Genomic DNA, 21,050 nt, shown 5'->3' with positions numbered 1-21,050 from the left:
AATACGATAGCTGCCTGCCGCTAGGTTCAGCGAGGCGAAACCGCTGCTGGTGGGTTTCACATCCTTCGCTTCACCGTTCAGCACGATATTTTCCCCTGCCTGCAACTGCAGGTAAACCGTCGCCATGGTTGGCGCGCTGTTGGCGGGCGTGCTGCCCGCTGAGGGCGTCGTCGCCGGGGCGCTGCTGGCCGCCACCGGCGGTGCGTCGCTCGGGCGATTGGCTTTCCAGACCACGACCACCACGGCAAGCAACGCCACGGCAGCCGCGGCGAGCAGGGCGGGCGACAGACGGCGCACATTGCGTGGCGTCACCGGTTCAATCGACTTAAGCGCATTTTGATAAAGCACCCATGCGGCATCGCTCACCTGGTTACCGCGATACAGTCCAGCGCGCATGGTAAGCGGTGGATTGTCGAGAGAAAAATGCGCCGACAGCGGCAGTTTCACCAGGTTATTTAAGAAGGGTAGCAGATCAAAAATATTATCGGCTGGCTGATGAATAACCTGCTGACTTTGCGCGGTAATCGGCCCGATACGCGCCGCGACCTGATCGAGATAACGCTGGTTCTGCACATAGCTGGTGAGCCACAAACCGGAGAGCAGCACCAGCGTGCCGGTGAGCGCGCCGTAACCGATCCAGTGCAGCAGCCGGTTACGATACTCCCAGTGACTGTTGCTGCCGGCGAGGTCGCTTTCGCGGAACACTAGGTCGCTCAACAGGTCGGGAATAAAGAAGCTCTGGCCTTTGGTACCCGGAATTGGATTGCTGCGGTTAACGCTATCGCACGCGGCAAGGCTCGACTCGCCGGTGTGTGGCAGCTGTAGCTTGCGGTTGAGTTCTCCCATGATGCGGTCAAACGGCAGGCCTTCCTAGGTACCGCTGGTGAAGAACAGGCCGCGCGCCGACCAGGCAATCTCATCCTGATGGCGGGAAAACACAACGTCGAGATATTCGTTGAGTAACGGGCGCAGCGAACTGAATTCCTACGGGAACAGGAAGCTGTCAGCGCGCTGGGTGAGATAGCGCTCACCGGCCATCACGTCGGCCAGCTGCTGCTGCAGACGCTGCTCCAGCTGCTGAAAGCGCTCGCTAAAGCTGCGATGCCAGTCATCTTTATGCGGCTTGCCCGGTTCCCACGGGAAGGTGAAGCCCCAGATGGCATCGCGCTGCGGCTTACTCAGGTTGCCGTAAAAGCTCATAAACCCTTTCAGCAGGTCGGTTTTGGTGACCATCACATACACCGGGAAGTGAATGCCGGTTTGCTGATGCAGCTCGACCATCCGGCTGCGCAGTGCGCTGGCCTAGGCGTGACGTGCCTCGGCGGAATCGGTCAGCAGGTCGGCCACGCTGATGGTCATGATCACGCCGTTGAGCGGCTGGCGCGTGCGGTAGCGCTTAAGCAGTTTTATGAAGTTATGCCACTCGGCGCCGTCGCGCGCGCTGGCTCTCCTGCAGTGCGTAACGGTCCGCGGTGTCGATTAAGACTGCGCTGTCGGTGAACCACTAGTCGCAGTTACGCGTGCCGCCAACGCCGCGTACCGCCTCTTTGCCGAGACTGTCAGTTAACGGAAACTCCAGACCGGCGTTCAGCAGCGCGGTGGTTTTACCGGCGCCGGGCGCGCCTATCATCACGTACCACGGCAGCTGATACAGATAGTGACTCTGAAAACGCGCCAGCCAGCTTTTCTGATGCCGGTCGACCAAACTGGGTGCGTTTCAGCCGCAGCGCCGCTTCGCTGAAGCGCTGGGTCAGCAGCGTTTCGGTCGCCTGGCGATCGGACGCTTCTTCGTGGCTCATCTCCTGCAGGCGATTGAGCAGCTTGCTGTTAAACCAGCCGCGCCAGATGGCGGGAATAAACTGGAACAGCACCCAGCAGAAATAGAGCAGACTGACCGCCAGCTGGCGCGGGAATACCGGCTCCAGTGGACGAGTATCGCCCCAGCTCCACAGCGGACCGAGCATCCACAGCACGCAGCTCAGCGCCGTGACGCCAATCAGGCCCCACAGCAGGCGATGGGTTAACAAATGTTGGAGTGATGCGCGCATCACTGGCCTCCCTGATGATTGCCGAGGGTTTCCGGTGCCGCAAACAGGGTGATCTCCACCGGGCGATTATCGGTATATACCGATACCAGCACAGTGCCTTTTACCGTCTTCATCGCGCTGGCAACGTGCGCCAGCAGCGCGCGGCCAACCTGGTTCACCACCGTACCGTCCGGCGCAAACAGCTTGTCCGCAGGAATGATCACTTTGCTGCCAAAGGCACCGTCGCTCACTTCCAGCTGGCCTGCAGCAATCACGTCGTTAGACGCTGATGCAGATCGAGCAGCGCCTGCGGTGAGGTCGGCCGGCGCCCCGGCATGATTTGCGGCAGCGGGGTTTGATAGATGGCGCGCAGCAGCGGTTCGGCCGCATTGCCCAGCCGCCAGTTGAGTCCGCTGTAGATAAGACAGGTAATCAGCGTAGCCAGCGTGACGCAGGCCCACAGCGGCACCATCGGTCGCGTCAGGGTGCTGACCAGCGGATGCACTTCCACCAGCGGCGCGCGCGGTGGTGGTGCCCGGGCGGGTTTCCGCAATCAGCTGCGACAGCCGTTTACGGATGCCTTCACACTGTGCGCGTCCGCTGTCGCTGTCGCGATAGCGCCCTTCGTAGCCCAGCAGCAGGCAGTAGTGAATCACTTCCAGCAGCCATAAATGCTGCTGCGGGCTTTGCGACACGCGCGACAGCAGCTGGAACACTTTTTCGCCGCCCCAGCTTTCGTTATGGAAGGTCACCAGCATGCCGTTGCCGGACCAGACGCCGCGCGTGCCCCATGGGGTTTGCGCCGCCGCTTCGTCCAGCACGCTACACAGGCAGTAGCGTGCGCCGATGATCATCTCAAACGGCAAACCCGCCTGCTTTCAGCGTTGCTCGAACTGGCGGATCTCTTCAATCAGCAGCTGACGCAGGCCGGCGGGATCGTCGTGCGTCGCCGCCTGCCGTATACGCACCACGGCATTCAGAATCGGGGCTGCGGCATTGAGCAAAAGGTTATCGTTGCCCGCGACAATGCCATCGCGGGCAAGGGAGTCCTGAGTCATTAAATCTCGATTATCCTGGCAATAACGGAACGGTTAGCCCGCAAAGCAGCGGTGTGCTGCGGGCAATATGCGCCGGATTGCATCATCAGTCTAAGATCCAGGTCGCGGTATCATTAGTGCGGCATGCTTTACTGGCGCCACCCACGGCCACGCAGACCTGTTTGTACTACGGGGACGCGGCCGGTCGCTGCGCAGCGTGGCCGTCATAGCGGCTGTTCTCCACGCCGGCTTTGGGGGGCACGTAGCCAATCAACTGGCCGCTGGGTTCTTCTGCAATCGCCAGCCAGTTGTGCTCGACGCGACCCAGCACCTCGAAGGTTTGAGCGTTATCCAGATAACGGACCACTTTGCCGCCGTAATCCGGCAGGGTCATCACAGAGGCGGCATACAGCGCGCGAAAACTCTCATTCACCAGGGTAAATTCACCGGGTGCTGCCACTGCATGACGATGAACCAGTTTTACGCCGTTCACTTCGCTGGTGACCAGGGTGTCATCCGTCACGGGCGGTGGAGGCGCTTTACATCCCGCCAGCGTTAAAGCCGCCAGCAGCGTTAGCAAGAGACTCTTATTCACCATGGTCCTCAAATTTTCATCAATATCGCTGCAGAGTCGTATCCGGCACGCACCCAGCGGGCGGGCAGATTATGCAGTGAGAAGACCACTAAAAAACAGTCAAATTACAGAAAGATAGTGCTGACTTCAGTCTACCTAAGACTTTTGAGAATTCAAACCATTGCACCGCGGCAAATCCCGTGCTACCGGGCGAAAAAGCGCCTTAACGGCACGCCGCGATCGTTCTGGCTGGGACGATAGATAAGCTGCATTAATTTATTTGCGTAAGCAAGCGCGGCTGGCGTGCGGCGCGACATTTGCCCCCTGAGGGTGCTAAGGGGAATTGATAAATAAGATTTATCTATTTTTCAGAGAAAAAAAATTGCGCGGCGAAACAATTTTATGATTTTCGGAATTTCCGGGCGCAGCCGCGTCTGTAGCCCAGCCAGTCCGGCACGGCTTTTGCTTGGCTCTGCCACTTAACCAGTATCGAGCAGCAAAGGTCGCGGAACCGTTCGCTGATGATTTGCCCGCGGTAGGTTAGCGCAGGTCCTGATTTCACTTATGGCTAAATAAACCCATCTTTTTCTCGCTTAATCCGCGCTTTAGACCCGAAGGGTTTTGGCATTCTATGCTCAGAATTCCTGCCAGCTGAGGTATGTCGTGGCTGAAGAGAGCAACGAGGACAAAACAGAATCGCCCACCCCCCACCGACTTGAGAAAGCACGGCAGGAGGGGCAGATTCCGCGTTCGCGCGAGCTGACTTCGGTACTGATGCTGCTGGCCGGGCTGCTGATCATCTGGCTGGGCGGCCACAATATGGCGCAACGGCTGGCCAGCATGGTGGCCACCGACTTCCGCTTTGACCACGGCATGGTCAACGACGATAAAATTATCGTCTCGCACATCGGCAACCTGGTGATGCAGGCGGTGATCGCGCTGCTGCCGCTGATGGCCGACGTGCCGAAGGCAGACGTTATCGTGACTAACCCGACGCACTACTCGGTGGCGCTGCAGTATGAGGAAGGCAAGATGAGCGCGCCGAAGTGATTGCCAAAGGCGCTGGTGACATTGCCCTGCGCATTCGGTAAATCGCTAAAGAGCACCGCGTACCGATTCTGGAAGCGCCGCCGCTGGCGCGTGCGCTCTATCGTCATACTGAAATTGGCCAGTTTATTCCCGGCGCGCTCTATGCCGCCGTGGCAGAAGTGCTGGCGTGGGTCTGGCAGCTGCGACGCTGGAAGCGCGAAGGCGGCCTGATTCCAAACAAACCAAAACATCTGCCGGTCCCGGCAGAGATGGACTTTGCAGGAGAGAACACCAACCATGGCTAATCTGGCCGAAAAGCTGCGTTTACCGGGCAATTTTAAAGACACGCAATGGCAGGTGCTGGCTGGTCCGGTGCTGATCATGCTGATCCTGTCAATGATGGTATTGCCGCTGCCGGCGTTCATCCTTGACCTGCTGTTTACCTTCAACATTGCGCTGTCCATCATGGTGCTGCTAGTGGCGATGTTCACCCAGCGCACGCTGGAATTCGCTGCCTTCCCGACCATTTTGCTGTTCTCAACGCTGCTGCGTCTGGCGCTGAACGTCGCCTCAACGCGTATCATCCTGCTGGAAGGGCATACGGGTGCTGATGCTGCCGGGCGCGTGGTTGAAGCCTTTGGTCACTTCCTCGTAGGCGGTAATTTCGCCATTGGTATTCGTGGTATTCATCATCCTCGTGATCATCAACTTTATGGTCATCACCAAAGGTGCCGGACGTATCGCCGAAGTGGGCGCGCGTTTCGTGCTGGATGGTATGCCCGGCAAGCAGATGGCGATCGATGCCGATTTGAACGCCGGCCTGATTGGTGAAGACGAAGCCAAACGCCGGCGCACCGAGGTTACCTAGGAAGCGGACTTCTACGGCTCGATGGACGGTGCCAGTAAGTTTGTGCGCGGCGACGCTATCGCCGGCATCCTGATCATGGTGATCAACGTTATCGGCGGCCTGCTGGTGGGCATGGAAGTGGGCTATTGCCTGATTCCGATGGTCGATCATCTGCAAAACGGCGAGCTGCTCGGGCGTATCCGCCGTATCCGTAAAAAGGTGGCGCAGGAGGTCGGCTTCCTGCCGCCGGTGGTGCACATTCGTGACAACATGGAGCTGCCGCCGGCGCGCTATTGCATCCTGATGAAGGGCGTGGAGATTGGCAGCGGCGATGCTTATCCGGGACGCTGGATGGCGATCAACCCGGGCACGGCGGCGGGCACGCTGCCGGGTGAAGCGACGGTTGACCCGGCGTTTGGCCTCGTGGCCATCTGGATCGATAGCGCGCTGAAAGAGCAGGCACAAATTCAGGGCTACACCGTGATGGAAGCCAGTACCGTGGTGGCTACCCACCTTAATCACCTGATCGGCCAGTACGCCAGCGAGCTGTTTGGGTGTCAGGAAGCGCAGCAGCTGCTGGACCGCGTCACCCAGGAGATGCCAAAGCTGACGGAAGATCTGGTGCCAGGCGTGATCACCCTGACCACGCTGCATAAAGTGCTGCAAAATCTGCTGACCGAGCGCGTCTCGATCCGCGACATGCGCACCATTATCGAAACGCTGGCCGAACATGCGCCGGTGCAGAACGATCCGCAGGAACTGACCAGTGTGGTGCGCGTAGCGCTGGGCCGCGCGATTACCCAGCAGTGGTTCCCGGGTAACGGCGAAGTGCAGGTGATTGGACTGGATGCCACGCTGGAGCGTCTGCTGCTGCAGGCACTGCAGGGCGGTGGCGGTCTGGAACCGGGTCTTGCCGATCGGCTGCTGATGCAGGCGCAGGCCGCGCTGCAGCAGCAAGAGATGACCGGTGCGCCGCCGGTGCTGCTGGTTAACCATCCGCAGCGGGCGCTGCTGGTGGTGCTGTCCAATATGGAGCTGACCGATAACCGGCAGATCCGCATGACTGCTACCATAGGCGCCAAATAATGCGCGGCGCGGCGCTCTCATGGCTGCTGGCGGCGCTCAAAGTGCCCTCGGCGGCTCCAGGGACCTATTTCGGTGGTGAACTGGCGCTATACGCTGAGCCGACCGGTGCCATCAGGTCTGGTGGTGCGGCTGTGCGCCAGCCAGCGCTGCGTGGAGCTGGACGGCGCCAGCGGCAGCACGCGCGGCCTCGCCAACGTGGCAGCCGATGAAACGCTGCATCTGGCTTTCGGATTTCAGGGGCAGGGCGCGTTGCTGCCCGGCCTGCGGGTGGTGAGCAGTGAAGTGATGGTCAATTATCAATAGCCAGTAAAAAACCCGCCGCAGCGGGTTTTTTTAGGCTTACATTCGCTCGACGGTTTTGATGCCCAGCGTATCCAGCCCCTGCTTCAGGGTTTTCGCCGTCAGCGCAGCCAGCTGCAGACGGCTGTTGCGTACGTTTTCCTCTTCCGCGGAGAGGATCGGGCAGTGCTCATAGAAGCCCGAGAACAGACCGGCCAGATCGTACAGATAAGCACACATCACGTGCGGCGTGCCGTCGCGCGCGACTTGGGTGATGGTCTCTTCAAACTGCAGCAGACGGGTCGCCAGCAGCGCTTCGCGCTCGTCAGTCAGGATGATATCGCCGCGCAGGCTGTCTGCCTCAATGCCCGCTTTACGGAATACCGAGAGCACACGCGTGTAGGCATACTGCATGTACGGCGCGGTGTTGCCTTCAAACGCTAGCATGTTGTCCCAGTCGAAGATGTAATCGGTGGTGCGGCTTTTCGACAGGTCGGCGTATTTCACCGCGCCGATACCGACCACTTCCACTAGCTCTTTCAGCTCTGCCGCGCTCATCTCCGGATTCTTCTCGCTCACCAGCGCATGGGCGCGCTCAACGGCTTCATCCAGCAGATCGGAGAGTTTGATGGTGCCACCGCTGCGCGTCTTGAACGGACGGCCATCTTTGCCCAGCATCATGCCGAACGCATGGTGCTCCAGCGGCACCGACTCCGGCACGTAGCCCGCTTTGCGCACGATGGTCCACGCCTGCTGCAGATGCTGATGCTGGCGGGAATCGATGTAGTACAGCACGCGATCGGCATGCAGCGTTTCATAGCGATATTTGGCGCAGGCGATATCGGTGGTGGTGTAGAGATAGCCGCCATCCTTCTTCTGGATGATCACGCCCATCGGTTCACCTTCCTTGTTTTTAAACTCATCAAGGAAGACCACGGTGGCGCCTTCGCTGGTGACCGCCAGCCCTTTTTCGCGCAGATCGGCTATGATGCCCGGCAGCATGTCGTTATACAAACTTTCACCCATCACATCCTTACGCGTCAGGGTGACGTTAAGGCGGTCATACACCTGCTGGTTCTGACTCATGGTGATATCCACCAGCTTCTTCCACATGGCGCGGCAATATTCGTCGCCACCCTGCAGTTTCACCACGTAACCCCGTGCGCGCTCGGCAAAGGCTTCGTCTTCGTCATAGGTGCGTTTCGCTTCGCGGTAGAAAGCTTCCAGGTCGGCCAGCGCGATATCTTCATGATGCTCGTTCTGCTGCTTCTCCAGATAGGCGATCAGCATGCCAAACTGTGTGCCCCAGTCACCGACGTGGTTAGCGCGGATGACGTGATGACCTAGGAACTCTTGGGTGCGCACCACGGCATCACCGATGATGGTGGATCGCACGTGACCGACATGCATCTCTTTCGCCACGTTGGGCGCCGAGTAGTCGATCACGATAGTCTGAGGTGTCACCTCGCTGACGCCCAGGCGTGGCAGCTGCAGCGCCTGCGCGGCCTGCTGTGCCAGCCACTGGCGGTCGAGGAAGATGTTGATAAAGCCGGGACCGGCGATGTCGACTTTGCTGGCGATGCCAGCCAGATCCAGATGCTGAACTACCTGTTCAGCCAGCTGGCGCGGCACCTGACCGAGCTTTTTCGCCACGGCCATGATACCGTTCGCTTGGTAATCGCCGAACTGCACTTTTGCAGACTGACGAACCTGCGGTTCGCAATCGGCCGGTGCGCCTGCCGCCACCATCGCCTGACTGACTTTATCGGAAAGAAGAGCCTGAATATTCACCGCGTTACCTTTATATGCTGAAAAGGCCCGCCAGCTGAGGGCGAGCCGATGTCGTCATCCCGCGTGCGTGTCGGGACGGAAAAAATAAGAGGGAAAGTATACGTGAAATGTTGGGGTGCGTCAGCAATCGGTTATGGCTGCCGGTGGACGCAGGCCCGCGCGCCGGTTAACGGCGGCGCGGGTGGCTACGGGGGTTTTTAACGCTTTTGTCTTCACGCACCTTCCAGTGGCGGGAAATTGCAAATCCCATCAAAGCTATCAGGACCGCGACAACAATGAGCATAGACATAGGGCCATTCCTTGTAGTTGTGAAACCCAAATTTATAAGAAAGGGTCAGCTACTGCAATTGATTGGCGGGTAAATAATAGTTATCTCATTGTGTTAATTATTATTAATAATAACAGTTTGTTAGGGCACTTTTATAAAGTAACGTGTGGACCTGATTACGCGATTAATCCGAAATAGAGGGGCGATTTATGCGGTTTTTGGCGTGAAATCGGATGAATCCGAGCATTTTGTCAATCGAAAGCTGCGGCAGCCCTGTTTTTTTATCGATTAAAAGATCTGAACTGAGTTTGAGGTATTTAACGTATGAATCTGGATTTTCCTTCAGAACTGAGTGTCTTAAAACAAGACCTGTCCCGATTTGAACCGGCTTTGCAACAATTTGCGGCACGCCTCGGCCTTGACCTCACGCAGCATGAGGCGGACAACGTGGCGGTGCGCTGTCACCAGTTCGCCACGGCAGAGCGCTGGAAAGCCGGGTTACTGCAAATCGGCGATCAGTTTTCCGAAGCAATGATCAACGGACGGCCGATCTGCCTGTTTAAGCTGCATCAGCCGTTGCGGATCGCGGGCTGGCAGGTGGATGTGATCGAGCTGCCATGGCCCGGTGAGAAGCTGTATCGCCATGAAGGCTGGGAGCATGTTGAAATTGTGTTGCGCGGCGAGCCGGAAACGCTGGGCATGCGTGCGATGGCGCTGCTGGCAGACGAGGCGCTGACGCAGCCGGGCATCGCGTTTAAAACCAGCACGCCGCAGGGCGAAAATGAACGTCTGCCCAATCCGACGTTAGCGGTGACGGACGGGCAAATTACCATTAAGTTTCATCCGTGGCGGCTGGAGGAGATCGTTGCCAGCGAACAGGCCTAGCGCCGCGCTGCCACCGCCTGCTGCAGGGTGGCGTGAGTGCAGCCAAAGTTGAAGCGCACGAAGCGATCGTCGCCGAAATCACGGCCCGGCGAGAAACCGAGACCGTGTTTTTCGAAATAAAGCGTCGGACTGGCGACATCCAGCTGGCTGGCGTCAATCCAGCCGAGATAGCTCGCCTCTGGCGCGAACATGCTGAGTTCCGGCAGCGCGTTCACCTGCTGCACCAGCCAGTCACGATTGGCGCGCAGGTAAGCCAGCTGGTCCGCCAGCCACGCATCACCGCCGCGCCATGCGGCTTCCGCCGCCACCAGCCCCAGAATATCCACACCCGGTACGATGCCTTCGCGCACCTGCTTAAAGCGTTTCCGCAGCTCGGGATGAGGGATAATGGCCATTGACGCACCCAGCCCGGCGATGTTGAAGGTTTTAGACGGCGAAATCAGGGTAATGCTGCGCTGGGCGGCGTCTTCGCTCAGCGAGGCAAACGGAATGTGCTGTACGCCGGGCGTTAACAACAGGTCACAATGGATTTAATCGGAGCACACCAGCAAATCGTGGCGTTGGGCAAAGGCCAGCTGCGCCTCCAGCTCATCACGGCGGTAGACGGTGCCGCCCGGATTCTGCGGATTGCACAGCATGAGCAGGCGCTCGTTGCCCTGCATCTGGCTCTCATCAAGCTGCATAACCCAGCGATCCTGCTGCAATTGCAATGGCAGATTGACCTGAGCGCGCTGCGCCAGCCGCGCCGCCGCGCGAAACGGCGGATAAATCGGCGTCGGTGCCACGGTGCTTTGCGACGACTCGGTAAATGCCCGGACCGATAAATTCAGTCCGCTCACCACGCCCGGCAGCAACACAATCCATTCCGGTTCAATCTGCCAGCCATAGCGCTGCGCTAAGCGGGAAATAGTGATATCAATCAAACCGTGCGGCGTAGCGCCGTAGCCGAAAACGCCGTGATCGGCACGCTGTTTAATGGCCTCAATGATGCACGGCGGCGAGCGAAAATCGGTGTCGGCAACCCACAAAGGCAGCACATCGCGATCACCATATTTGTGCCATTTCAAACTATCGCTGTGACGACGGTCTATCCCTTGATCAAAATCGAATGCCATAGTGCGCTTTCCACGTAAACTGTCTGAATGAGCAGACTAACTGATGCACTCCTCCCGAGCCAGCAGTCATGAAAAGGAGCAAGGTATGACGAAACTGGAAATTTGTTGCTATGGCATCGACTGCGCAATGACTGCGCAGGCGTCCGGTGCCGATCGCGTGGAGCTGTGCAGTGCTCCGCGTGAAGGCGGACTGACACCTTCGGCGGGTATGCTGGAAGCCGCACAACGTGAACTGACCATTCCGGTCCACCCGATCGTGCGGCCGCGCGGCGGCGATTTTTGTTACACTGCACGCGAATTTGAGGTGATGAAATCGGACGTGGCGCGCATTCGCGAGTTGGGTTTTCTTGGCCTGGTGATTGGCATGCTGGACGAAGATGCGCACGTCGACACGGTACGCATGCAGCAGATTATGGCGTTGTGCGACGGCATGGCGGTGACCTTCCATCGCGCCTTTGATTTGTGTCACAGCCCGAAGCGTTCGCTGGAGGTGCTGACTGATTTAGGGATCGCCCGCATTCTGACTTCCGGTCAGCAGCAGAGCGCTGAAACCGGAATTGCATTATTACGGGAACTAAATGAATACAGCACCGGGCCAATCATTATGGCAGGGGCAGGCGTGCGCCTCAGCAATCTGCAAAAGTTCCTCGACAGCGGATTGCAGGAAGTTCACAGCTCCGCCAGCCGCGCCGTCGCGTCACCGATGCGCTACCGTAAAGCCGGTGTCTCGATGTGTTCTGAAGCGGAAACCGATGAATTCAGCCGCTCCTGTGTCGATGGCGATGTCGTCGAAGCCATGAAGAGCATGATGCAGATGAGCGTTGACCGGGTCGCCTGACCCGTACCAATTTTGCCGCGCAGCACGCCGAAAACCTGACGTGATGTTTGCAAGCACCAAACCCCAGTTCCTTGCTGGGGTTATTTTTTATCAATTATATCTTTATATGATATAGAAAGCTTACTAAAAACTTTTAGTAATGAAATGCTCTTATGGTTTCCTGATGATTAAATATAAAATTGTCGGGTCTTTCATTTGCCAAATGAATGGCAAATATTCACTCGAGGTGTAAAATTTAACCCGTTATCTTTTAAGGCTAGATGTGGTTTGTGGTTTGTTATTTTTGGTTTTTACTGAGTCGGAAAGTTTAAATCACGTAAAAGTATTTTGTAGACAAGTTAAGCTCTTTCACTCGATGAATTGTTAATACAAGGTTTGATTTGGAGGTTGACGAACGAGTATTTCCATGTTTTGAAATCTCCTATACGCGCTCAAACTAATTAAGGCTTAGTCCGCTCAAAATTTTTTCAATAAATTTAAAGGGTTGCATTTATTTTCTGTCTGCAATAATATGACAATGGTGGCATCTGGTATTTTTTATAATGATAGCACTTGATACATTACTGTGCAGTTGGACTAACATAATGAATGGATTCAATAATTCAATATTGGAAGTAGTGTATCGTAAAAACTGATTTATTAGACCAACGGTCATGCCCGGTGCTAACTCCAGATCATCAGGTTTAACCTTTTTATTATTACTCTTACCTTTTAATTCGTTGGACATAACTTTACTAACAAAAGGTAAACTTTTTTGAAAAAAGGAAATGTCAAACAGGCGCATTTTACCCCGAACCAATACTATTCTTCCGAGTATTTGGCCTTCTACACCTGTATTGATTAAATCCAGTTCAGAAAGTTTATCTAGAAGGTTTATTGGTAAAGCCCAAGAAGCGTCGAAGGACTTTTCTTGAGTTTGGTTTATGGCATCTTCGACAGAAAGCTTACCATTCGCAATAGGGATGCCTACACTGCCAGACTTGGTAGCCTTTTCACCTTCAGAAGAAATTCTTTTTATTGAAGTTATGGCGTCTGGAGCGTAAAGCTGCGTAATGAGCGTGCTTGCTCTGTGAGCATCTACATATAGGAAGTCATACAGTATATAGGAAGTCATACAGTGAATCGGTGCTTTGTGATCTTTGCTCCACGTTCGTGTTCCTCTTTCATTTTTGCCTTTTTATCAGCAATTTCCTTATGTTTAACATCAATTTCGTCAAAAAAAGATCGCAACGCTTCGATCTTATCTGTGTGAGTTTCAGCCGCTTTTTTTGCAAAAATTTATTGAACATGATGTTCTCCTAGCATAGGAACATAAGCAGTATTATGTCACCATGTATACTACAAATCAAACAAACTTAACTTGCATAGCTCCGCTAAATGCTTGGAATCGGAGATCCTGTTCTCTTACATGAAGTTAGGTACCATAGCGCTATCACCTATAAATTAACTGTATATTTATCAGGTATTCTGACAGACAATAATCGTAAGTAACGCAACTTTCAATGACTTGAATCACATTAAAATTCAATTCAGCTCGCAGTTAACTTTTGTTCATTTCTGTTATATCTGTAAGTTATGAATATATACCTCAAGAATACTTGCTGTGGTTTTTTTGTCTGCCGCTTCGCCATGAATAGTGCATTGGTGAAAAAGATGCTTTGATTACTCTATGGCTTAACGCGCGGATAACGCTGATGAAATCCCTCCCTTATGCTGTTGTGATTCTGCTGTTCCCCGTTGCCGGCGCGGCGCTGGCCGCCAGCAGCACCTGCCCGCCGCTGAGTAAAAACATCACCAGCAGTAACAATTGGATTATGCTGGGCGGCGATGCCAAAGGCGCGGTGCGCCAGGTGGTGGCCGGGGAGTTTGGTAAAGACGTCAACTCGCAGAAGCGCGTGCTCGGGCAGTTTGACCAGTGCGGCGATCTGATGGTGGCTGACATCACCTATGACAAAAGCGGAGGCAACGTGGTGCTGAGCATGGAGCAGCATATCGCGCGCGTGCAGCGCGGCTGGGTGGCTGACTATGCTTATCTGGTTAAAGTGACCCGCGCGGGCAAAGAGGAGGTGGTGGATAACCGGCAGGGCACCATCAGCTGGCAGATGGGGCAACACGGCAACATCATCAGCGCCTCGGACAAATTTACCAGCATGGGGAAAAAGGGCTTTACCGATACCACTTACCGCTACGATAAACACTTCCGGCTGGAAAAAAGTATCGCGCGCGGCAGCGATGCGCTGACCAACGGCGAGAATACCTAGCGCTGGAATCCGCAGGGGCTGGTGGTGGCATCCACCAGCGCGCGCAGCAAAGATACCTACAGCTACGATAATCAGTGGCGCGAACTGCGGCTACACGGCACCTCGACCACGCCAGTCAGCACTTTACGATCGGTGGATGAGTGCCAGCTATGGGACGAGGTGGGCAATTGCACGCTGAGCTATTTGCATGTTGCATGAGACCGAAGTGTTTGCCAAAGGCACCATCGAGCGGCATCTGAGTTCGGCCTACAAATATCAGTACTGGGATCGTCCGGCGACGGACAATTGATGCGCCGTCGCGTATGCTGTTCTGTGCACAACCCGGGAGCCCATCATGACACTGATTATTTCATTCCTCTTCGCCATTACCCTGCTTACGCTGACGCCCGGCTTTGATACCGCGCTAGTGCTGCGATCGGCGGCTGCGCAGGGCTGGCAGCGTGCCTCGGCGACGGCGTTGGGCGTGACCCTCGGCTGTCTGGTATGGGGCGTGGCGGTCGGGCTGGACTTAGGCGCGCTGCTGCTGGCTTCGGAAATGGCTTATAATCTGCTGAAAGGCATCGGTGCCGCATACCTGCTGTATCTCGGCGTCAGACTGCTGCTCAACCCGCGCATCATGGTGGCCAGCGGGCAGGAGGGGCAAAAGCGGGAGGAGCGCTATCTGACCTGCTTCGCGCGTGGCCTGACCGGTAACCTGCTCAATCCAAAAGTCGGGGTCTTTTACGTCACTTTTCTGCCGCAGTTTATCCCGGCCGGCGGATCGGTGCCGCGGTGGTGCACGCTGATGGCGCTCACCCACATGGTGATTGGCTTAGTGTGGAACGCGGTATTGATTAGCGGCAGCCAGTACTTTGCCGGTCATCTGCGCCGTCCGGCAGTGTTAAAAGTGATGGATCGCCTGACCGGCTGCGTGTTTATTGGTTTCGCCGCGAAGCTGGCGCTGTCGCGGCGTTAAGCGTTACGGTTTGCGCGCCACCAGCACGGCACGCAGCGGGGCGGGATAGCCTTCAATCGTTTTGCTGCTGTCGTGCGGATCGAGGAACTCTGCCAGCGATTCACTGGTCATCCAGTCGGTGCGACGCTGCTCTTCCACCGAGGTGATGGCGTAATCGGCGATGCGCACATCGACAAAACCGCACTTCTCCAGCCAGTTTTTCAGCGCCGCCGCAGACGGAATGAAGTAAACGTTGCGCATCTGCGCGTAGCGTTCACCCGGCACCAGCACCGCGTTTTCATCGCCTTCAATCACCAGCGTCTCCAGCACCAGTTCACCGTCGCTGACCAGTTGATTTTTCAGCTGCAGCAGATGGTCGAGCGGCGAACGCCGGTGATAGAGCACGCCCATGGAGAACACGGTGTCGAACGCCTGCAGCGCCGGCAGCTGCTCAATGCCCAGCGGCAGCAGATGCGCACGGCGATCGTCACCCAGCAGCTTACGCACCGCTTCGAACTGGCACAGGAACAGCTGCATTGGATCGATACCGACCACCAGCTGCGCGCCGGCACCAATCATGCGCCACATGTGATAACCGCTGCCGCAGCCCACATCCAGCACGGTTCGACCGGCCAGCGAAGAGATATGCGGCAGCACGCGATCCCACTTCCAGTCGGAGCGCCATTCGGTGTCGATGTCGCAGCCGTAGAGCGAAAACGGCCCTTTGCGCCACGGCATCCGGTTACGCAGCAGCTTTTCGATGCCGGCGCGCTGGCGATCGGTTAACGCGTCATGCTGCGCGCTGACGCTGTGCAGCAGATCGAGCTGCTGCGGCACCAGCAGCGGCAGATTGTCGACCGACTTCTCCCAGTTGCGAAAATGTCCGTGCAGGTTTTCACGCTGCCAGGCGGCGACCTGCGCCGGCAACACTTCCAGCCAGCTGGCGAGCGGGCCGGTGGCGATTTGCTGATAAAAACGGCCAAAATCAATCATTTCAACGCCACCAGTGAGCCAAAGTTAAAGCACTGAAACCACAGTTCGGCGTGGGCAAATCCGGCGCTTTTCAGGCGGGCTTTATGCGTTTCCACGCTGTCCGTCAGCATCACGTTCTCCAGCATGCTGCGCTTCTGGCTGATCTCCAGCTCGCTGTAGCTGTTGGCGCGCTTAAAGTCGTGGTGCATGTTGAACAGCAGTTCGCCGACGTCGGCATCTTCAAAGCTAAACTTTTCCGACAGCACCAGCGCACCGCCCGGATTGAGGCCGGTAGCGATTTTCTGCAGCAGCGTCCGGCGCGCGTCCGGCTCGAGGAACTGCAGGGTAAAGTTGAGCACCACCAGTGAGGCGTTTTCGATGTGGATATCACGGATATCCGCTTCCAGCACCTGCACCGGCGTAGCGGCGCGAAAGGCGTCGATGTGACGGCGGCAGCGTTCCACCATCGCCGGCGAATTATCGACGGCAATAATCTGGCAACCCGGTGCCTGAATATTGCGGCGAACCGCCAGCGTGGCCGCGCCCAGCGAGCAGCCGAGATCGTAAACCTGGCTGTTGGGCTGCACAAAGCGTTCTGCCAGCATGCCAATCATCGAAATGATGTTGGAGTAACCCGGCACCGAGCGCTGAATCATATCGGGAAAGACTTCAGCCACGCGCTCGTCAAAGGTCCAGTCACCCAGTTTATCTATGGGCGCGGAGAATAGCGTATCGCGGTCAGACATAATGAATTATCCGGAGAGAAAACGGAAAGGGCGCTATTCTGGCAGAAACTGCCGCAGGCTGCACCCGTTTCCCTGCGTTTAGAACAGGCTGGATTGCTGTGGCCAGGCGGGCAGCGGGCGCAGCGTCGGCTCCAGCTGTTGCTGCTGCGGCCACAGCGCCTGTAGCAGCGGAAACACCGCTCCCATATCCGGCTGTGTGGATGAACAGCAGCGGGTCGCTGTCGTGCTGCCAGTCCGCCAGTTTTTGCTGCCAGACATCAAACAGCGGCAGGCTCTCCTCAACGCTGTCGCTGCCGATAAAGCGCACCATCGGCTGTCCGGCAGTGCGCACCGCGTGCGTCGGCACGCGCGGCTTTTGCGCGCGCGCATGCACGGCGGCCGGGCTGAGCGAGGCAGACGCGTGCACCGGACGGCTGTCGAGAATCACCCGATTAACCCCGCGCTGATGCAGACCGCGATTCAGCGCGCGCTCGGCCTCGCCTTTAGCAAAGAAGGCCGCATGGCGCACTTCAACGCCATAGTGAAAGCTGCGCGGCAGGCGATCGAGAAACGCCCATAAATCTGTCAGCTGAGTCGGTGAAAAGGCGGCGGGCAGCTGCAGCCAGTACTGGCCGATGCGCTGGTTGAGCGGATCCAGCAGGCGCAGACATTCATTCACCAGCTCATCGCAGTTCTTCAGCGCCGCTTTGTGGCTGATGGTGTCAGGAAATTTAAAGCAGAAGCGAAAGGCGTCGTCAGTCATGTCATACCAGCGCTGCACCACTTCCGGTTTGGGCAGCGCATAAAGCGTGGTGTTGCCTTCGACGCAGCCAAACAGCCGGGCGTAATCCGCCAGGGTTTCGATACCCAATACTCTCCAGTTGGCGTGCTGCCACTGCGGTAATCCAATACGAAGTGTCAAAACTGCTCCTGCCTGCTGTGGCGCGGAAAATGCGCCGTACGTTACCCGGTTTTGCCAGGGGCTGGAACCGTTCGCGCGGCAAACGCTGACGGTTTGTCCGCTTTGCGCGGGATCTGCTTATCCTGCCTGCCATTTTCCATTATAATAGCCGCCTTTTTTGCGGCACCATCTCATAAGGTTACGCGGCCTGATGCTGTCTGGCAGCAGCGGCGAAGTTAAAAGGATACGTTATGCGTACAGAATATTGCGGACAGCTCAATCTGTCTCATGTGGGTCAGCAAGTTACTCTCTGCGGCTGGGTCAATCGCCGTCGCGATCTCGGCAGCCTGATTTTTATCGATATGCGCGACCGCGAAGGCATCGCGCAGGTGTTTTTCGATGCCGATCATCAGCAGGCTTTCCAGCTGGCGTCTGAACTGCGTAATGAATTCTGTATCCAGATCACCGGTACCGTGTGTGCGCGTGAAGAGAAAAACCGCAACAGCGACATGGCCACCGGTGACATTGAAGTGTTTGCCCATGAGCTGAACATCATCAACCGCGCAGAACCGATGCCGCTGGACTCCAACCAGACCAACAGCGAAGAAGCGCGTCTGACCTATCGCTACCTCGACCTGCGTCGTCCGGAAATGGCGCAGCGTCTGAAAAACCGTGCCAGAATTACCAGCTTCGTGCGCCGCTTTATGGACGGTGAAGGCTTCCTCGACATCGAAACACCAATGCTGACCAAAGCGACGCCGGAAGGCGCGCGTGACTACCTGGTGCCGAGCCGGGTGCACAAAGGTAAATTCTACGCGCTGCCGCAGTCACCGCAGCTGTTCAAGCAGCTGCTAATGATATCTGGTTTTGACCGCTACTATCAAATCGTCAAATGCTTCCGTGATGAAGACCTGCGCGCAGACCGTCAGCCGGAGTTCACCCAGATCGACGTGGAAACCTCGTTCATGAGCGCGGAGCAGGTGCGCAGCGTGATGGAGCGGATGATCCGTGAGCTGTGGCTGGACATCAAAGGCATCGACCTCGGTGACTTCCCGCAGATGACCTTCGCCGAAGCGATGAACCGTTACGGCTCTGATAAGCCAGACCTGCGTAACCCGATGGAGTTGGTGGACGTTGCTGACCTGCTGAAAAGCGTTGAATTCCAGGTGTTCGCCGGCCCGGCAAACGACCCGAAAGGTCGCGTCGCGGCGCTGCGTGTGCCGGGCGGTGCCGCCCTGACGCGTAAGCAAATCGACGAATACGGCAGCTTTGTCGGCATTTACGGTGCTAAAGGTCTGGCGTGGATGAAGATCAATGCGCGCGCCAGCGGTTTCGACGGCGTGCAGAGCCCGGTGGTCAAATTCCTGACGCCGGACATCGTTGAGGCTATTCTGCAGCGTACCGACGCGCAGGACGGCGACCTGATCTTCTTCAGCGCCGACCGTGCCAAAGTGGTGGCGGATGCGCTGGGTGCACTGCGCCTGAAAGTGGGCCGTGATCTGCAAATCACCAATGATAAAGCCTGGGCCCCGCTGTGGGTTGTCGACTTCCCAATGTTCGAAGAGGACGACGAGGGCGGCCTGGCGGCGATGCACCATCCGTTCACCTCGCCAAAAGCGCTGACGGCGGAACAGCTGGCGGCCGATCCTACGCAGGCGGTAGCTAACGCCTACGATATGGTGATCAACGGTTATGAAGTGGGCGGCGGTTCGGTGCGTATCCACAGCGGCAATATGCAGCAGACGGTGTTTAGCATTCTGGGCATCAGCGAAGAAGAGCAGCGTGAGAAGTTTGGCTTCCTGCTGGATGCGCTGAAGTTCGGTACCCCGCCGCACGCAGGTCTGGCATTCGGTCTTGACCGTCTGACCATGCTGCTGACCGACACCGACAATATCCGCGATGTGATTGCGTTCCCGAAAACCACCGCGGCGGCCTGTCTGATGACCGAAGCGCCAAGCGAAGCCAACCCGGCGGCGTTGGCGGACCTCGGTATCCAGATCGCGCCGAAGAAAGTCAACCCAGAGACGAAATAATGGGCTATAAACACCCGGTATCGGTGCTGGTGGTGATTTTTGCGCAAGATACCGGCCGGGTGTTAATGCTGCAGCGGCGTGATGACCCCAGCTTCTGGCAGTCGGTTACCGGCAGCCTGGAGCCGGGCGAAACGCCGGCGCAAACGGCGCAGCGCGAAGTGGCTGAAGAGCTGGCGATTGATATAGCCGCAGAGGGGCTGGTGCTGGAAGATTGCCACAAACAGATTGAGTTTGAGATCTTTCCGCACTACCGCCATCGCTATGTGCCGGGCATCACGCATAACCGGGAACACTGGTTCCGGCTGGCGCTGCCCGCCGAACGCCAGCCACTGCTGAGCGAGCACCTCGCCGCACAGTGGCTGACACCGGCCGCCGCCGCTGCGCTAACCCGCTCGTGGAGTAATCGTCAGGCAATCGACGAATTTATCTGAATGCCCGCCACCGCGCGTTTTTCCGGTGGCGGCTCAGTTACATTGACAACCTTAACTCAGCACAGTGGCTTAACCATGCGCTGCATAAGCTGAACAGCCGGGCGTAATCGGCGCAGCCAGGTCGGCTGCCGCCAGCGCGCAGCAACCGCAGCGTACTGATGTACGTGAGGATTGCGAGCACTGCCGGAAGGCGAGATCGCAAGTAAGATAGCCCGTGCAATACACAAGAGAGATGAGAGATGGCAGGACATAGTAAATGGGCAAACACTAAGCACCGCAAAGCGGCTCAGGATGCCAAGCGCGGTAAAATCTTCACCAAAATTATTCGCGAGCTGGTGACAGCGGCCAAGCTGGGCGGTGGCGATGCGGGCTCCAACCCGCGTCTGCGCGCGGCGATGGACAAAGCACTGTCCAACAACATGACGCGTGACACCATGAACCGTGCCATTGCGCGTGGCGTCGGCGGTGAAGATGACAGCAACATGGAAACCATCATCTATGAAGGTTACGGTCCGGGCGGCTCTGCGGTCATGGTGGAGTGTCTGAGTGATAACCGTAACCGTACCGTGGGCGAAGTGCGTCACGCCTTCAGCAAAACCGGCGGTAACCTCGGCACCGACGGTTCGGTATCTTACCTGTTCAGCAAGAAAGGTGTGATCTCCTTCGCGCCAGGCCAGGACGAAGATGCCGTGATGGAAGCGGCGCTGGAAGCGGGTGCAGAAGACGTAGTGAGCTATGACGATGGCGCGATTGACGTCTTTACCGCGTGGGAAGAACTGGGCAGCGTGCGCGATGCACTGGAAGCCACCGGTCTGAAAGCCGACAGTGCTGAAGTATCGATGATTCCATCAACCAAAGCGGAACTGGATGCCGAGACGGCACCTAAACTGCTGCGTCTGATCGACATGCTGGAAGATTGTGATGATGTGCAGGAAGTTTACCATAACGGTGAAATTTCTGATGAGGTAGCGGAAACGTTGTAATGGCGTTACGCAAACCCCTGCAATACGGAGACGC

General features: G+C 57.0%; 10 protein-coding genes and 9 pseudogenes. 10 read left to right on the top strand and 9 right to left on the bottom strand.

Features of this window, described 5'->3' with window-relative positions; all coding sequences use genetic code 11:
• Window positions 1-273 precede the first annotated feature (273 nt).
• From tssM to AC6I8M_RS07650, 3 pseudogenes are all read right to left on the bottom strand, one after another.
• Window positions 274-2,048, bottom strand: a pseudogene (gene tssM, locus AC6I8M_RS07660) (type VI secretion system membrane subunit TssM); the annotation flags it as partial.
• Window positions 2,048-3,085: pseudogene (gene icmH / locus AC6I8M_RS07655) on the bottom strand (type IVB secretion system protein IcmH/DotU). The pseudogenes icmH and tssM, both read right to left, overlap by 1 nt.
• A gap of 85 nt (window positions 3,086-3,170) precedes the next feature.
• Window positions 3,171-3,662, bottom strand: a pseudogene (locus AC6I8M_RS07650) (SH3 domain-containing protein).
• Between the two features lie 639 nt (window positions 3,663-4,301).
• On the opposite strand from AC6I8M_RS07650, the pseudogene AC6I8M_RS07645 reads away from it, so the two are divergent.
• From AC6I8M_RS07645 to AC6I8M_RS07635, 3 pseudogenes are all read left to right on the top strand, one after another.
• Window positions 4,302-4,972 (top strand): annotated as a pseudogene (locus AC6I8M_RS07645) (EscU/YscU/HrcU family type III secretion system export apparatus switch protein).
• Window positions 4,965-6,600: pseudogene (locus AC6I8M_RS07640) on the top strand (flagellar biosynthesis protein FlhA). Before AC6I8M_RS07645 ends, AC6I8M_RS07640 begins: the two co-directional pseudogenes overlap by 8 nt.
• 66 nt (window positions 6,601-6,666) lie before the next feature.
• Window positions 6,667-6,903: pseudogene (locus AC6I8M_RS07635) on the top strand (flagellar protein FlhE); the annotation flags it as partial.
• Window positions 6,904-6,939: 36 nt separating this feature from the next.
• Here the strand turns inward: AC6I8M_RS07635 and argS are convergent.
• Window positions 6,940-8,670: an arginine--tRNA ligase gene (gene argS, locus AC6I8M_RS07630; RefSeq protein WP_010616329.1), complete on the bottom strand. Its 1,731-nt coding sequence runs from the start codon at window positions 8,668-8,670 to the stop codon at window positions 6,940-6,942.
• 592 nt (window positions 8,671-9,262) lie between these two features.
• Between argS and AC6I8M_RS07625 the strand changes: the two genes are divergently transcribed.
• Window positions 9,263-9,823: a VOC family protein gene (locus AC6I8M_RS07625; RefSeq protein WP_010616330.1), complete on the top strand. Its 561-nt coding sequence runs from the start codon at window positions 9,263-9,265 to the stop codon at window positions 9,821-9,823.
• On the opposite strand, the pseudogene AC6I8M_RS07620 reads toward AC6I8M_RS07625, so the two are convergent.
• Window positions 9,820-10,938: pseudogene (locus AC6I8M_RS07620) on the bottom strand (MalY/PatB family protein). The gene AC6I8M_RS07625 and the pseudogene AC6I8M_RS07620 sit on opposite strands and share 4 nt — an antisense overlap.
• Before the next feature lie 85 nt (window positions 10,939-11,023).
• Between AC6I8M_RS07620 and cutC the strand changes: the two are divergent.
• Window positions 11,024-11,776, top strand: coding sequence for a copper homeostasis protein CutC (gene cutC / locus AC6I8M_RS07615; protein ID WP_010616331.1), 753 nt, complete (start codon window positions 11,024-11,026; stop codon window positions 11,774-11,776).
• Between the two features lie 490 nt (window positions 11,777-12,266).
• On the opposite strand, the gene AC6I8M_RS07610 is transcribed toward cutC, so the two are convergent.
• Window positions 12,267-12,890: a hypothetical protein gene (locus tag AC6I8M_RS07610; protein ID WP_498013749.1), complete on the bottom strand. Its 624-nt coding sequence runs from the start codon at window positions 12,888-12,890 to the stop codon at window positions 12,267-12,269.
• 580 nt (window positions 12,891-13,470) lie between these two features.
• Here AC6I8M_RS07610 and AC6I8M_RS07605 point away from each other — a divergent pair.
• Both AC6I8M_RS07605 and AC6I8M_RS07600 read left to right on the top strand, forming a co-directional pair.
• Window positions 13,471-14,326, top strand: a pseudogene (locus AC6I8M_RS07605) (hypothetical protein).
• A 45-nt stretch (window positions 14,327-14,371) separates the two neighbouring features.
• On the top strand, window positions 14,372-14,992 hold the full coding sequence (locus AC6I8M_RS07600) for a LysE family translocator (RefSeq protein WP_058948701.1): 621 nt from the start codon (window positions 14,372-14,374) through the stop codon (window positions 14,990-14,992).
• Window positions 14,993-14,995: 3 nt separating this feature from the next.
• On the opposite strand, the gene cmoB is transcribed toward AC6I8M_RS07600, so the two are convergent.
• From cmoB to AC6I8M_RS07585, 3 genes and pseudogenes are all read right to left on the bottom strand, one after another.
• Window positions 14,996-15,964 (bottom strand): tRNA 5-methoxyuridine(34)/uridine 5-oxyacetic acid(34) synthase CmoB, encoded by a 969-nt coding sequence (gene cmoB, locus AC6I8M_RS07595; RefSeq protein ID WP_010616334.1) that lies wholly within the window; start codon window positions 15,962-15,964, stop codon window positions 14,996-14,998.
• Window positions 15,961-16,689 (bottom strand): carboxy-S-adenosyl-L-methionine synthase CmoA, encoded by a 729-nt coding sequence (gene cmoA, locus AC6I8M_RS07590; RefSeq protein ID WP_010616335.1) that lies wholly within the window; start codon window positions 16,687-16,689, stop codon window positions 15,961-15,963. The genes cmoB and cmoA overlap by 4 nt, the downstream gene beginning before the upstream one ends.
• 78 nt (window positions 16,690-16,767) lie before the next feature.
• Window positions 16,768-17,590 (bottom strand): annotated as a pseudogene (locus tag AC6I8M_RS07585) (DUF72 domain-containing protein).
• Window positions 17,591-17,820: 230 nt separating this feature from the next.
• On the opposite strand from AC6I8M_RS07585, the gene aspS reads away from it, so the two are divergent.
• From aspS to AC6I8M_RS07570, 3 genes are all read left to right on the top strand, one after another.
• Window positions 17,821-19,602 carry an aspartate--tRNA ligase gene (gene aspS / locus AC6I8M_RS07580; RefSeq protein WP_498013748.1) on the top strand — a complete coding sequence of 594 codons (1,782 nt, stop codon included), beginning with the start codon at window positions 17,821-17,823 and terminating at the stop codon, window positions 19,600-19,602.
• Window positions 19,602-20,033: a dihydroneopterin triphosphate diphosphatase gene (gene nudB / locus AC6I8M_RS07575; protein WP_010616338.1), complete on the top strand. Its 432-nt coding sequence runs from the start codon at window positions 19,602-19,604 to the stop codon at window positions 20,031-20,033. The genes aspS and nudB overlap by 1 nt, the downstream gene beginning before the upstream one ends.
• A gap of 239 nt (window positions 20,034-20,272) precedes the next feature.
• Window positions 20,273-21,016, top strand: a complete 744-nt coding sequence (locus AC6I8M_RS07570) for a YebC/PmpR family DNA-binding transcriptional regulator (RefSeq protein WP_021509967.1) — start codon at window positions 20,273-20,275, stop codon at window positions 21,014-21,016.
• Window positions 21,017-21,050: the final 34 nt, after the last annotated feature.

Source organism: Type-A symbiont of Plautia stali (assembly GCF_059731155.1).
The sequence above is the reverse complement of the archived record's forward strand: the minus strand, read 5'-3'. Positions and strand labels throughout refer to the sequence as shown.